We start from the raw sequence: 14,424 nt of genomic DNA, 5'->3' as shown, positions 1-14,424 counted from the left end.
GGGAGAGGGTTAGGGCGGGCCGCGTTCGGGGAGGGGAAATGGCAGTTCCGCGGTGTTTTCAGCCCTCTCCCCTAACCCCTCTCCCATAAATGGGAGAGGGGAACGAAGCGTTTACCACCTTAAGTGAACAGCATTACGGCACTAAGGCCGGGCACAGAGGTAGACGCAGAGTCGACGGCAGATAGGGTGAGCGTCACTGCCTAGCGGACGCAGACCGTCCCGGGAGGCGTTACCACGAGGGCCGACGGCGGGTAAAAGACCGCCCCGGGTACGTGGGCCCGGGACGGTCGTGGTGCTCAGGGCTGGTTGGCGGCCTGCGCGGCCTCGATCACATCAGGACCGATCTCCGCTTCGAACTTCTGCCAGGCCGGGCGCACGGCGTCACGCCAGGCGGCACGCTGCTCGGGGGTCAGAGTGATGATCTCGCTCTTGCCGGTGTCGAGGATGGCCTGGCGCGCTTCGGCGTTCAGCGCCTCGGCCTGCTTGTTCACCTCGACGGTCACCTCGTCGACGATCTGCTCCAGCGCGCTGCGGATGTCCGCCGGCAGGCCGTTCCAGAACCGGGTGTTGGTGATCAGCAGGTAGTTGCCGATGGCATGGTTGGACTCGGTCATGTACTTCTGCACCTCGAAGTACTTCTGCGAGTAGATGTTCGACCAGGGGTTGTCCTGGGCGTTGACCACGCCGGTCTGCAGGCCCTGATAAATCTCGGCGAAACTCATCTTGCGCGGCACAGCGCGCAGGGCGCTGTACTGCGCGGCCTGTAGATCGGATGGCTGTACGCGGAATTTCTGCCCACGGGCGTCGCTTGGCTCGACCAGCGGCTTGTTGGCGGTGAGCTGACGCATGCCGTTGAGCCAGTAGGCCAGGCCGGTGATGCCCTTGCTCTCCATCGACTTGAGCAGCGCCCTGCCTTTTTCCGAGGACTGGAAGCGCTGCGCGGCGGCCACGTCGTCGAACAGGAACATCATGTCGAACAACTGCAACTGCTTGGTGTACTGCTCCAGCTTGGAAGGTGCCGGCGCGAGCATCTGCACTTCGTTCAGCAACAGCGCCTCCATTTCCTTGCCATCGCCATACAGCGAGGAGTTGGCGTAGACATCGACCTTGACCTTACCAGCCAGGCGCTCCTCAACCAGCTTCTTGAACAGCAGCGCGCCCTGGCCCTTGGGCGTGCTGTCGGCGGTGATATGGGAGAACTTGATCAGGATCGGGGCGGTCGGCTGCGACTCGGCTGCGTGTGCCGACAGCGCGCCAAGCAGTGCGCAACCGGCGAGCACGCCGGCCAGGCCATGGCGGATGAATGAGAACTTCATGGAGAGCTCCTGTTGTTTTTGTCTGAGCGTCGAGGGAGAAACCCCTTCGATTGGCCCGGACTCTACTGCGCCCCTGCACAAGCTGAAATTCACATTTGGACAACCGAGCCTTCGGCATTCACGAAGGCTGCGTTGAAAGCTCCTCTGCCGATGAGCTGTTACGCAGGTGATCGAGCATCTGCTTCGCGGTCAGCGAAAGGTTGTCCTGGTTACGCACCGCCACCTTGAGTTCGCGCCTGGCCCAGGGGTCATGCAGCGGGATCACCCGCACATCCAGCGCCGGCAGATAGGTGCGTACCGCCAGATCCGGCAGCACGCCGACGCCCATGCCGGTGTGGATCATCCGGCAGATGGCCTCGAAGCTGCGCACCTGGATGCGCAGGCGCAAGGCCACGCCCTGGCTGTGCGCCGAATGCTGCAGCAGGCTGTGCAGGGAGGCGTCCTGCTGCAGGCCGATGAAATCGAAGCCCACCGCCTCGCGCAGAAATAAGCCGTCGCGTTCGGCCAGGGGATGCTCGCGCGGGGTGACCAGCACCAACTGATCGTGACGGTAAGTGAACACCTGCAGGTCCTCGGCCGGCACATGCCCGGCGAAGATGCCGATATCGGTCAGCCCCTCGCGCACCGCACGGATAGTCTCGCTGCTGACCCGCTCTTCCAGGTCGATCTTCACCTGCGGGTGCAGGCGACTGAAGCTGGCCAGATCCTCGGGCAGAAACTCGATCACCGCCGAGGTGTTGGCGTGGATGCGCACATGGCCCTTGACCCCTTCGCTGAACTCGCTGAGGTCGGCGTTGAGCTGTTCGAGGTTGTCCATCATGTTGCGCGCATGGTGCAGCAGCGCGTGGCCGGCCGGGGTCAGCTCGACGCCCTTGGGCTGGCGATAGAGCAGCGCAATGCCGAGCTGGTTCTCTAGGTCGCTGACGCGCTTGCTCACTGCCGCCAGGGCCAGGTGCTCGCGCTCGGCGGCGCGGGTCAGGCTGCGCTCGTCGGCAATGGCCACGAACAACTTGAGGGTGACGAAATCGATGCGGCGCATGGAGTCTCCATTTCGTGCCTGGCGAAGCGAAGCTGCCAGAAGGCTGATTTACAGCATGCCACTTCGCGATACGCGAAGCCTAGCTTGGCCATTGAGCAATTGTCGGCACCGCGCCGCTGCGCCATCCTGCGCACCACGAGAAACGCACAGGCAAATCGGGTGCAGCCATGACTCAAAACAACACCAGCAACATGGCCCTGCAGGGGCTCAAGGTGATCGAGATGGGCCAGCTCATCGCCGGTCCCTTCGCCAGCAAGCTGCTCGGCGAATTCGGCGCCGACGTGATCAAGATCGAGCCGCCGGGCGTCGGCGACCCGCTGCGCAAGTGGCGCAAGATCAAGGACGGCACCTCGCTCTGGTGGCACGTGCAGTCGCGCAACAAGCGCTCGCTGACCCTCGACCTGAAACAGGCCGAAGCCCAGGACATCGTGCGCAAGCTGGTGAGCGAGGCCGACGTGCTGGTGGAGAACTTCCGCCCCGGCACGCTGGAAGGCTGGGGCCTGGGTTATGACGCGCTGAAGGCGATCAACCCGCGCCTGATCATGCTGCGCATCTCCGGCTACGGGCAGACCGGCCCCTACCGCGACCTGCCCGGCTTCGGCGTGATCGGCGAAGCCATGGGCGGCCTGCGCCACCTTTCCGGCTACCCCGGCCAGGCGCCGGTGCGCGTGGGCATCAGCATCGGTGATTCGCTGTCGTCGCTGTACGGCGTGATCGGCGTGCTGCTGGCCCTTCAGGAGCGGGCGCGCAGCGGCGAAGGCCAGGAAATCGACGTGGCGCTGTACGAGTCGGTATTCGCCATGATGGAAAGCCTGATCCCCGAATACGATGCCTTCGGCTACGTCCGCGAGCCGGCCGGCAGCGCCCTGCCCGGCATCACGCCGTCCAACTCCTACCCCTGCAACGACGGCAGCTACGTGCTGATCGCCGGCAATGGCGACAGCATTTACAAGCGCCTGATGAGCCTGATCGGCCGCGACGACCTGGGCAACGACCCGCGCCTGGCGCAGAACGACGGGCGCAGCCAGCATGCCGAGCTGATCGACGGCGCCATCGCCGAGTGGACCGCCCAGCGCGGCCGCGACGAGGTGATCGAAGCGCTCAAGGGCGCACGCGTGCCGGCCGGCTACCCCTACACCGCCGCCGATATCGTGCAGGACCCGCACTACCTGGCGCGGCAGATGATCGAGCAGGTGCAGACCAGCGTCGGCCCGCTGAAGGTGCCGGGCGTGCTGCCCAAGCTCAGCCGCACGCCGGGCCGCATCGGCAGCGGCGGCCCGCAACTGGGCGAGCACAACGACGACATCCTCGCCGGGCTTGGCCTGAGCGACGAACAGGTCGCCGGCCTGCGCGAGCGCGGCGTCATCTAACAGCTACCGCGTAGGGTGCGCCGTGCGCACCAGTCCGTAGCCCGGATGAAATTCGGGGATAGCCGACGTATTTCCCCGGATTGCATTCGGGCTACAAGGGCTGCCGAGTAGGGTGGGCAACGCGAAGCTTGTCCACCACCCCATACAAGCCGGTGCGCACAGCGCACCCTACGTCGCTTGCCGCTCATCCTGAGGATTTACCATGAGCAAACGCCTCTACATCCAGGACGTCGCCACCCGCGACGGCTTCCAGATCGAAGCCACCTTCGTGCCCACCGAAGACAAGGTCGCCCTGATCGATCGCCTGTCCCACACCGGCCTGGCCAAGATCGAGGTCACCTCCTTCACCTCGCCCAAGGCCATTCCCAATCTGCGTGATGCTGAAGAAGTGATGCGCAGCATCCAGCGCGTGGCAGGCGTGGAGTACACCGTGCTGGTGCCCAACGTGAGGGGCTGCGAGCGCGCGCTGTCATGCGAGGTGGATGAGATCAACCTGGTGATGTCAGCCAGCGACACCCATGGCCTGGCCAACCTGCGCATGACGCCGGAGCAGTCCCTGGCGCAGTTCGCCGAGATCATCGAGGTGACGCGCGGCAGCGGCGTATTTATCAACGCCTCGCTGTCGACCACCTTCGGCTGCCCTTTCGAGGGCGAGGTGCCCGAGGCCCGCGTGCATGAGCTGACCGAGCGATTGCTGGAGATCGGCGTACAGGGCGTGACCCTGTGCGACACCACCGGCATGGCCGACCCGGCGCAGGTCGAGCGCATCTGCCGCGAGTCGCTGCAACGCTGGCCCGAGGCGGTGTTCACCGCGCATTTTCACAACACCCGCGGCATGGGCCTGGCCAACGCCCTGGCGGCGCTGAATGCCGGCATCGACCGCTTCGACGCCTCGCTCGGCGGCCTTGGCGGTTGCCCCTACGCGCCGGGTGCCAGCGGCAATATCTGCACCGAGGACCTGGTGCACATGTTCCAGCGCATGGGCCTGGACACCGGCGTGAACCTCGACGCCCTGCTCGACGCCGCTGCCACCCTGCCCGAGCTGATCGGCCACGACGTGCCAGGCGCCATCCTCAAGGCCGGCAAAGCGGATCGCCGCTATCCCAAGCCGAAGTGGATGCAGGACGCCGGCCTCTGAAGCCGCTGAACGCACCCGCCACAAGCGGCGGCTGCATATGGCCACACCGGTGCGCACGTCTCACAGGCTGCAGCGCGCCAAAATGAAAAAAAGGGCGACCAATTGGTCGCCCGCCCATTCAAGGCATTCCTCGGAAGAAATGCGGAAACGCTTGCACCCTTATCACGCAGGATGATCGGGTGAGAGAAGTGTCGCCGCAGTGCGGTGTCCGCGCCTATTGCACCAAGGTCGTACGGCAGCAGCGGCCACAGGGGCGACCATAATGTCCTTCCAGCCCGTGCAGGAGCCCGTATGAAGCCCGAGCACCTCAGCCTGCTGCAGCAGGCACCGGCCAGCACCCAGGTCGATGACACCTGGGCCAGGTTGTGTTGTGAACAGGCCCTGCTCGCAATCGAGGAAGGCTGTTACGCGGTCGGCGCCGTACTGGTCGACGAGGCCGGTGAACTGCTGTGCAGCAGCCGCAATCAGGTGTTCGCCGGGCCCTATGCCAGCGCCGCGCATGCCGAGATGCAGGTGCTCGATCAGCTGGAAGCCGAGTATCCGCAACTCGACCGCAGCGGCCTGGCGCTCTATGTCAGCCTGGAGCCCTGCCTGATGTGCTACGGCCGTATCCTGCTGGCTGGCATCCGTCGCGTGCGCTATCTGGCGCGCGACAGAGATGGCGGCTTCGCCGCTCGGCCGCCGCGCCTGCCGCGGGCCTGGGCCAATCTCGCATCGCAACTGTCGGTGGCTCAGGCCAAGGCCGATCCCTACTGGATCGACCTGGCCGAGCGGATGATCGACCGCCTGCAGGACAGGCAGGCGATGCGCGAGCGCGTGATCGCCGCCTGGCGCGGCGGCAAGGCGGATTGACAGGTATCGCGATCCGTAGGGTGCGCCGTGCGCACCAAAGCCGTGGGCTCAGCCGGACCATTGGGATACTGCCACGATCCCGTAGGGTGCGCCGTGCGCACCGAGAATGGCGGGCATCACCGGCACCAGCGAAGCTTTGGTGCGCATGGCGCACCCTACGCCGCAGCCCCCACCTGCGCAGCGAGCCGATAAGGTAGGGTGCGCCGCGCGCACCGAAAATTACGGGCATCACCGGCACCAGAAAAGCCTTGGTGCGCATGGCGCACCCTACTCCTTGCCCAGGCCATGCTGGCGCAGCTTGTTGGCGATGGTGGTGTGCGACACGCCGAGGCGCTTGCCCAACTGGCGGCTGCTGGGGTGGTCGTGGTACAGCCGCTCCAGCACCGCCTTTTCGAAGCGGCCGAGGATGTCGTCAAGGCTGCCTTCCACCGAGAACTCGCCGAGCGGCTGCGGCGCGCCGTAGTCCGGCAGGCGGATGTGCTCGGCCTTCACCGTGCCGCCGTCGCATAGCGAAACCGCCTGAAACAGCACGTTCTCCAGCTGCCGCACGTTGCCCGGCCAATGGTAATGGGCCATGCGCTCGAAGGCCTGCGGCGCCAGCTTCGGCAGCGCACAACCGATCTGCCGACTGGCCGAGTCGAGAAAGTGCTCGACCAGCGGCTCCAGCCCGTCGAGGCACTCGCGCAGTGGCGGAATATGCAAGCTGAGCACGTTGAGGCGGTGATAGAGATCCTGACGAAACTCGCCTCGGGCGCACAGCTCGGACAGATCGACCTGAGTGGCGCAGATCACCCGCACGTCCAGGTACACCTCCTCGTCGCTGCCGACGCGGCGGAAGCAGCCGTCCTGCAGAAAGCGCAGCAGCTTGGCCTGCAGACGCGGGCTCATCTCGCCGACGCCATCGAGAAACAGCGTGCCGCCTGCAGTCAGCTCCAGCAGACCGAGCTTGCCTTCCGGACGCGCGCCCTCGAAGGCGCCGGGGCCGTAACCGAACAGCTCGGTCTCGGCCATGGACTCGGGCAACCCCGCGCAATTGAGCGCCATGAACGGCGACTGCCCGCGCGGGCTGGCCAGGTGGCAGGCGCGCGCCAGCAATTCCTTGCCGGTGCCGGTCTCGCCCTCGATCAGCAGCGGCGCATCCAGCGGCGCCATGCGCCGCGCCTCCCTGACCACCGCCGCCATGACCTTGGAGCTCTGGAAGATCGAGTCGAAGCCGCGCAGTTCCTGCTTGCGCACGTGGTAGATGCGCTCACCCACCCGATCGGCGCGGTGCAGGGTCAGCACGGCGCCGGCCAGTGCCTCGCTGTCGTCGTGCTCGTTCTGCAGCGGGGCAATGTCGGCGAGGAACACGTCGCCCTTGATCTTCACCCGCAGGCCGTTGATCCGCGTCTTGTTGGCGCGCACCAGTTCGGGCAGATCGAAATCTTCGGCATAACGCGACAGGGCCATGCCCGGCACCTCGTCCACGCGCACGCCGAGCAACTGCGCGGCGCTGCGGTTGGCCGCGACGATACTGCCGGCCATGTCGATGGACAGCACCGGAAAGTCCAGCGCGCCGAGCAACGCATTGAGTTCCAGGTGACGCCGCTCGCTGGGCATCAGACCGACACGCTTGACGCCGAACACACCGGCAATGGCCTCGAACTTCGGCCGCAGCGACTGGAATTGCAGATTGATCAGATTCGGGCAATGCAGGTAGATGGCGTTGCCCTGCTCGCCCCCGACTTCGCCCCGGGCGACGTTGATGCCGTAGTCGACCAGCAGGTTGAGGATGTCACGCAGAATGCCGACACGGTTCTGGCAATGGACCTTGATACGCATGGCTCAGGCTCTTGGTCTTGTTATGGGCCGCCTCGGAAAATCGACTGAGCGGCGTAATTTCCGTCAAGAATATGTGACAGCATGACCGAGCAGCAAGCCGATATCTGGCGATTCAGGCAAACGCGTAACCCAAACTTTACAGTTTTGCCCTTTTCACACCCCAAAGCCCTCGCCGCCCAGCCTGCCGTCGCCCGCGCAGGCGGGTTAAACCTGTGTCCAAGACAAGAACAACAGCCCCCTCAAGGAGGCATCGATGAAGACTACGCAGTACCTGGCCCGGGAACCGGACGACAGCGGCTTTATCCACTACCCCGAAGCCGAGCATCAGGTGTGGAACACCCTGATCACCCGACAGCTGAAGGTGATCGAGAATCGCGCCTGCCAGGAATACCTGGACGGTATCGAACAGCTCGGCCTGCCGCACGAGCGCATTCCCCAGCTCGGCGAGATCAACCGCGTGCTCGAGGCCAGCACCGGCTGGCGCGTGGCGCGGGTGCCGGCGCTGATCCCGTTCCAGACCTTCTTCGAGCTGCTGGCCAGCAAGCAATTCCCCGTGGCCACCTTCATCCGCACCCCGGAAGAACTGGACTACCTGCAGGAACCGGACATCTTCCACGAGATCTTTGGCCACTGCCCGCTGCTGACCAACCCCTGGTTCGCCGAATTCACCCACACCTACGGCAAGCTCGGCCTCAAGGCGAGCAAGGAAGAGCGCGTCTACCTGGCGCGGCTGTACTGGCTGACCATCGAATTCGGCCTGCTCGACACCCCGGCCGGCAGGCGCATCTACGGCGGCGGCATCCTCTCCTCGCCGAAGGAGACCCTCTACGCTCTGTCCGACGTGCCCGAGCACCAGGCCTTCGACCCGCTGGAGGCGATGCGCACGCCGTACCGCATCGACATCCTGCAGCCGGTGTATTTCGTTCTGCCCGAACTCAAGCGCCTGTTCGAGCTGGCCCACGAAGACATCATGGCGCTGGTGCACCAGGCCATGCAGATGGGCCTGCACGCACCGAAATTTCCGCCGAAAGCCGCGTAGCCCTACAAGTCCCTCTCGCCCATTTATGGGAGAGGGGTCGGGCGAGAGGGCAGGTGGTTCACGCTATCTTCCCTTTGACCATTGCGGTGGAAAACGCTTCGCGGTTTTCCACCCTACGAAAATCTATTCAGCGAGTAGCCCGGATGAAATCCGGGATCGCCCGTAGACTCGGTCCCGGATTTCATCCGGGCTACGAACAATCAGGAGAATCCTCATGAGCCTTGCCCAAGCCCAATGCGAAGCCTGCCGCGCCGACGCGCCGAAGGTGTCCGATGAAGAACTGGCCGAACTGATCCGCGAGATTCCGGACTGGAACATCGAGGTGCGCGGCGACCATATGGAGCTGGAGCGCGTTTACCTGTTCAAGAACTTCCGCCACGCCCTGGCCTTCACCAACGCCGTTGGCGCCATCGCCGAGGAAGTCGGCCATCACCCGGCCCTGCTCACCGAATGGGGCAAGGTCACCGTCACCTGGTGGAGCCACGAGATGCGCGGCCTGCACCGCAACGACTTCATCATGGCCGCGCGCACCGATGTGCTCGCCGCCGCCGCCGAGGGTCGCAAGTGAGCCATTTCGCCAGCCTCGTCCGGGTGCCGGGCGACCCGATCCTGAGCCTGATGGAAGCCTATCGCCAGGACCGCAACGCGGCCAAGCTGGACCTGGGCGTCGGCGTGTACAAGGACGCCCAGGGCCTGACGCCAATTCCTCACGCAGTGAAGCTGGCCGAGCAGCGCCTGCTCGACAGCGAACTGACCAAGACCTACGTCGGCGGCCATGGCGATGCGGCGTTCGGCGAGCGCCTGAGCCAGTTGGTGCTGGGGGCCAACTCGCCGCTGCTGACCGAGCAGCGCGCCGGCGCAACGCAAACACCGGGTGGTACCGGTGCATTGCGTCTGGCGGGCGATTTCATCCGCCACTGTCTGCCAGGACGCGGCATCTGGCTCAGCGCCCCGACCTGGCCGATCCACGAGACGCTTTTCGCCGAGGCCGGCCTCAAGGTCGGCCACTACCCCTACGTCGGCGCTGACAACCGCCTCGACGTAGAGGCGATGATCGCGGCGCTGGCCCACCTGCCCAAGGGCGATGTGGTGCTGCTGCACGCCTGCTGCCACAACCCCACCGGCTTCGACCTCAGCCCGCGCGACTTCAAGCGTGTGCTCGAGGTGGTCAAAGCGCGCGAGCTGCTGCCGCTGATCGACTTCGCCTACCAGGGCTTCGGCGACGGCCTGGAGCAGGACGCCTGGGCGGTGCGCCTGTTCGCCGCCGAACTGCCGGAGCTGCTGATCACCAGCTCCTGCTCGAAGAACTTCGGCCTGTATCGCGAGCGCACCGGCGCGCTGATCGTCTGCGCCGGCGATGCCGACAAGCTCGTCGACATCCGCAGCCAACTGGCCTACCTCGCCCGCAACCAGTGGTCGACGCCGCCGGCCCACGGCGCCGCAGTGGTGGCCGAGATTCTCGGCGACGCCGAGCTCAGGAAGCTGTGGCAGGACGAACTGGAGAGCATGCGCCTGCGCGTCGCCAGCCTGCGTCGCGGCCTGGTCGAGGCGCTGGCACCGCACGGTTTGAGTGAGCGTTTCGCGCATATCGCCGAGCAGCGCGGCATGTTCTCCTACACCGGCCTGACGCCCGTGCAGGTGCAGCGCCTGCGTGAGGAATTCAGCGTGTACATGGTCGGCAGTGGCCGCGCCAACGTCGCCGGGTTGGACGCCACCCGCCTGGAGCAGCTGGCTGCCGCCATCGCGCGAGTTTGCGGCTAGCTCGATTTTCGGTGCGCGCGGCGCACCCTACGTCGTATCGCCCCACGCGCGGATAGGTCCTGACGGCGTAGGGTGCGCCATGCGCACCAATGCTGCCTTGGTACCGGCTGCCGCCTACCATTGTCGGTGCGCCATGCGCACCAGTGCTGCCCTGGCACCGGCTGCTGATCGACATTTTCGGTGCGCGCGGTGCACCCTACCTGATCCAACGGACGGCTGGCGTTGCCCCGTGGCGGTGCAACAAGCGGCGAGATGCGCTGCATATTTTTTCGCATTTTTTATTTCTGCTTAAATTTCAAACAGTTACAAACCAGCCAAAGACCACCTGGCCCGTTCCCTGCTTGCACCCATGGGCGTACTGGCCTAGGGTAGATCGCCATGTGGTCCCTGATTGCCCCCATCAGCTCGCTGCTGAGCGGAGTGGCACTTCTCCTGCTCGGCAATGGGCTGCTCAATACCCTCCTGACCCTGCGTGGCGTCGCCGAAGGCTACTCCACCACGATGCTCGGCCTGATCATGTCCGGGTACTTCGTCGGGTTCCTCCTCGGTACCTGGCTGGCGACACCGCTGGTCAGACGCATCGGGCACATTCGCGCGTTCGCCTGCTGTGCCGCGCTCGCCGCCATCGCCGCCCTGCTCCATCTGCTGCTGATCGATCCCTGGGTCTGGCTGTGCCTGCGCGTGCTCTACGGCCTGGGACTGGTGACGCTGTACATGGTCATCGAGAGCTGGCTCAACGCCCAGGCGCCCAACGAGAAACGCGGCCAGGTATTCGCCGTGTACATGGCCGTCAACCTCGGCGCCCTGGCGCTGGCCCAGCAACTGCTGCACCTGGCCGACCCGGTACAGTTCACCCTGTTCGCCATCGCCGCCATCCTCATCAGCGCGGCGCTGATGCCCATCACCCTCACCCGCCAGGCACAACCAAGCCTGCCGGAAACGCCGCCGACCAACCTGCGCCAGCTTTGGCGGATCGCACCACTGGCGATCATCGCCGCGGGCCTGTCCGGCCTGGCGATGGGCGGTTTCTGGGGCATGGCGCCGGTCTATGCCAGCCTGGCCGGCTTCGATACGCCTGGCGTCGGCCTGCTGATGACCGCCACCATTCTCGGCGGCGCCCTGCTGCAATGGCCCATCGGTATCTATTCGGATCGTCACGACCGGCGCCAGGTACTGCTCTGGGTGGTGATACTGGCGGTCGCCCTGGCGCTGATCATGAGCCTGCTGCCCGCCGGCCCGCTGCTGCTCGGCGCCATCTTCATCTGGGGCGGCCTGGCCTTCGCCATCTACCCCATCGCCGTGGCGCAACTGATCGACCAGCTGCACGCCGACGAGATCCTTTCCGGCTCCGCCAGCCTGCTGATGGTCAACGGTATCGGCTCGGTGTGCGGGCCGCTACTGGCCGGCATGCTGATGGAACATCTGGGCGCCAGCGCGCTGCCGCTGTACTTCGCCTGCACCCTTGGTTTGCTGGCGGCCTACACCTTCTACCGCCTGCGCCACGTCAGCGACCTGGTCAGTGGCGACGCCGCACACTTCGTGCCCATGCTGCGCACCAGCCCCACCGTGCTGGAGCTGATGCCCGACGCCCCGCCCCCCGAACCTTGCGACACGGAGGAAAGCCCGACTCACGCATCCTGAGGATGCACCGCCGGCTGCTTCGGCAAGGCCCCGAGCCTATCCCAAGCAGCCAGAACACCGGCGCCCGGCGCCACTTCTGGAGAAACAACGATGCTACTTGCCACCGACCTGGATGGAACCTTTCTCGCCGGCGATCCCGAAGACCGCCTGAGCCTCTATCAGACCATCGCCGCCCACCCCGAGATCAAGCTCGCCTACGTTACCGGGCGTAGCCTGGAGGCGGTGCTGCCGCTGCTGGCCGACCCGACGCTGCCGCAGCCGGATTTCATCATCGCCGACGTCGGCGCGACCCTGGTGCATGGCGACAGCCTGCAGCCGATCCAGCCGCTGCAAAGCGTGGTCGATGCCCGCTGGCCCGGGGAAACCCAGGTGGCCAGCGCCATCGAGCCGTTTGGCCTGGAGCGCCAGGACGTGCCGCAGGCGCGGCGCTGCTCCTACTTCTGCACGCCCGAACAAGCGGCCAACCCACAGCTGCGCAAGGTCGCCGATGAGCTGGGCTGCGACCTGCTCTACTCGGCCGAGCTGTACCTGGATTTTTTGCCCAAAGGCGTGAACAAGGGCAGCAGCCTGCAGGCCCTGGCCGACTGGCTGGAGCTCGACCACGCCCAGGTGCTGGCGGCCGGCGATACGCTCAATGACCTGTCCATGCTCAGTGCCAGCTTCCACGGCGTCTGCGTCGGCCAGTCGGAAAGCGCGCTGCTGGAGGCCACCGCCAACCACTCGCGTACCCTGCACGCCAGCCGCCCAGGCTGTGGCGGGATTCTCGAAGCCTTCGCTCATTTCGGTTTTCTCGGCGAGCATGGCATCGCTGCCGAACGCCGCCAGGCCGCGCAGCCGGGCAAGGCCGAACTGGTGATGGTCTACCACCGTCTGCCCTATGAGGAATACCGCAACGCCGCCGGCAAGCTGCAGCGCCGCCGACCCACCTCGCCCAACGGCATCATCCCCACCCTGCTGAGCTTCTTTGGAGACGGGCGCAAGGGCTCCTGGGTAGCCTGGGCGGTGCACGAGGGTGACGAGCCGTTCGACAGCCACACCACGGTGGACGCCGAGCGCTACCCCAAGCTCACCGCCGCGCGGGTCAAGCTGAGCAAGGACGAAGTGGACATCTTCTACAAGCGCTTCTCCAAGGAGGCCTTCTGGCCGACCCTGCACACCTTCTGGGAGCGCGCCACCTTCAACGAGGACGACTGGCAGGTGTACCTCAAGGTCAACCGCGCCTTCGCCGAGCGCACCGCGCTGGAGGCCGCCGAGGGCGCCATCGTCTGGCTGCACGACTACAACCTGTGGATGGTGCCGGCCTACCTGCGCGAGCTGCGCCCGGACCTGCGCATCGCCTTCTTCCACCACACCTACTTCCCCTCGGCCGACCTGTTCAACGTGCTGCCCTGGCGCCGGCAGATCGTCGGCAGCCTGCTGCAATGCGACTACATCGGCTTCCACATCCCGCGCCAGGTGGAGAACTTCGTCGACGTCGCCCGTGGTGTATTCCCGCTCAAGGCGCTGGAAAGACAGAGCTGCGCGCCGCGCTTCATCACCTACGGCTGCGCCGTAGGCCTGGAGCGCATGACCACCGAGCTGGATACCGGCAGCCGCCGGGTCAGGCTCGGCGCGCACCCGGTCGGGCTGGATATCGACCGCGTACGCAGCGCCCTGGAGGCGCCGAAGATCAAGGAATTGATGGCACAGCTGCGCGAGGAGATGCAGGGCGTGAAGCTGATTCTCTCGGTGGAACGCCTCGACTACACCAAAGGCATTCTGGAAAAGCTAAACGCTTACGAGCGCCTGCTCGACGACAACCCCGAGCTGATCGGCAAGGTCACCCTGGTCAGCGTGTGCGTGCCCGCGGCCCGCGAGATGACCATCTACGACGAGCTGCAGACGCAGATCGAGCAGGCCGTGGGCCGCATCAACGGCCGTTTCGCCCGTATTGGCTGGACGCCACTGCAGTTCTTCTTCCGCAGCCTGCCGTTCGAGGAAGTCAGCGCCTGGTATGCCATGGCCGACGTGATGTGGATCACCCCGCTGCGCGACGGCCTCAACCTGGTGGCCAAGGAGTTCGTCGCCGCGCAAGGTCTGCTCGGCGGACGCGGTGTGCTGGTGCTATCGGAATTCGCCGGCACCGCTGCCGAACTCAAGGGTGCGTTGCTGACCAACCCGCACGACCCCGCCGACCTGGCGCAGACCTGCTACCTGGCGCTGAACATGCCGGCGAGCGAGGCCAAGGCGCGTCTGCGCGAGCTGTTCGATATCGTCTGCTTCAACGATATTCGCCGCTGGGGCGAGGACTTCCTGGCCGGCGTCGAGCCGGCACAGGACGATGAGGTGCTGGAGCTGGCGGGCTAGATTCGCCGCCAGAATTGCTTTCGTAACCAGGCAAAGCCCCCGGATTGCATCCGGGCTACGCGGTACGCACCGCGTACTCCAAGCGGTAGGGTGCGCCGTGC

The 14,424-nt window shown here is 65.6% G+C and carries 11 protein-coding genes; 8 read left to right on the top strand and 3 right to left on the bottom strand.

Annotation, left to right across the window (positions count from 1 at the left end; all coding sequences use genetic code 11):
• Positions 1 to 296 precede the first annotated feature (296 nt).
• Positions 297 to 1,316 carry a TRAP transporter substrate-binding protein gene (locus tag BLS61_RS12000; RefSeq protein WP_090431110.1) on the bottom strand — a complete coding sequence of 340 codons (1,020 nt, stop codon included), beginning with the start codon at positions 1,314 to 1,316 and terminating at the stop codon, positions 297 to 299.
• A 118-nt stretch (positions 1,317 to 1,434) separates the two neighbouring features.
• Complete coding sequence (locus BLS61_RS11995) at positions 1,435 to 2,355, bottom strand: LysR family transcriptional regulator (RefSeq protein WP_090431108.1); 921 nt, start codon at positions 2,353 to 2,355, stop codon at positions 1,435 to 1,437.
• Between the two features lie 167 nt (positions 2,356 to 2,522).
• Between BLS61_RS11995 and BLS61_RS11990 the strand changes: the two genes are divergently transcribed.
• From BLS61_RS11990 to BLS61_RS11980, 3 genes are all read left to right on the top strand, one after another.
• Positions 2,523 to 3,725 carry a CaiB/BaiF CoA transferase family protein gene (locus BLS61_RS11990; protein ID WP_090431107.1) on the top strand — a complete coding sequence of 401 codons (1,203 nt, stop codon included), beginning with the start codon at positions 2,523 to 2,525 and terminating at the stop codon, positions 3,723 to 3,725.
• A 202-nt stretch (positions 3,726 to 3,927) separates the two neighbouring features.
• Positions 3,928 to 4,863, top strand: a complete 936-nt coding sequence (locus tag BLS61_RS11985; protein ID WP_090431105.1) for a hydroxymethylglutaryl-CoA lyase — start codon at positions 3,928 to 3,930, stop codon at positions 4,861 to 4,863.
• A 291-nt stretch (positions 4,864 to 5,154) separates the two neighbouring features.
• Entirely contained in the window at positions 5,155 to 5,715 is a 561-nt protein-coding gene (locus BLS61_RS11980) for a nucleoside deaminase (RefSeq protein WP_090431103.1), read from the top strand.
• 267 nt (positions 5,716 to 5,982) lie between these two features.
• On the opposite strand, the gene BLS61_RS11975 is transcribed toward BLS61_RS11980, so the two are convergent.
• Entirely contained in the window at positions 5,983 to 7,536 is a 1,554-nt protein-coding gene (locus BLS61_RS11975; RefSeq protein ID WP_090431101.1) for a sigma-54-dependent transcriptional regulator, read from the bottom strand.
• 253 nt (positions 7,537 to 7,789) lie between these two features.
• Here BLS61_RS11975 and phhA point away from each other — a divergent pair, with 253 nt between their 5' ends.
• From phhA to ggpS, 5 genes are all read left to right on the top strand, one after another.
• A complete protein-coding gene (phhA, locus tag BLS61_RS11970; RefSeq protein WP_090431099.1) occupies positions 7,790 to 8,575 on the top strand; it encodes a phenylalanine 4-monooxygenase in 786 nt (261 codons plus the stop codon).
• 214 nt (positions 8,576 to 8,789) lie between these two features.
• A complete protein-coding gene (locus tag BLS61_RS11965) occupies positions 8,790 to 9,143 on the top strand; it encodes a 4a-hydroxytetrahydrobiopterin dehydratase (RefSeq protein ID WP_003241907.1) in 354 nt (117 codons plus the stop codon).
• The gene (locus tag BLS61_RS11960) at positions 9,140 to 10,336 is read left to right on the top strand and encodes an amino acid aminotransferase (protein ID WP_090431097.1); all 1,197 of its coding nucleotides are present in this window, start codon (positions 9,140 to 9,142) and stop codon (positions 10,334 to 10,336) included. The genes BLS61_RS11965 and BLS61_RS11960 overlap by 4 nt, the downstream gene beginning before the upstream one ends.
• Positions 10,337 to 10,714: 378 nt before the next feature.
• On the top strand, positions 10,715 to 11,977 hold the full coding sequence (locus tag BLS61_RS11955) for an MFS transporter (protein ID WP_090431095.1): 1,263 nt from the start codon (positions 10,715 to 10,717) through the stop codon (positions 11,975 to 11,977).
• 90 nt (positions 11,978 to 12,067) lie between these two features.
• Complete coding sequence (gene ggpS, locus BLS61_RS11950) at positions 12,068 to 14,323, top strand: glucosylglycerol-phosphate synthase (protein ID WP_090431093.1); 2,256 nt, start codon at positions 12,068 to 12,070, stop codon at positions 14,321 to 14,323.
• The last annotated feature ends 101 nt before the right edge of the window (positions 14,324 to 14,424 follow it).

It is taken from the genome of Ectopseudomonas guguanensis, assembly GCF_900104265.1.
GTDB classification, from domain to species: Bacteria; Pseudomonadota; Gammaproteobacteria; order Pseudomonadales; family Pseudomonadaceae; genus Aquipseudomonas; species Aquipseudomonas guguanensis.
Note: the sequence above shows the minus strand (reverse complement) of the source record. Positions and strands in the feature narration are given on the sequence as shown.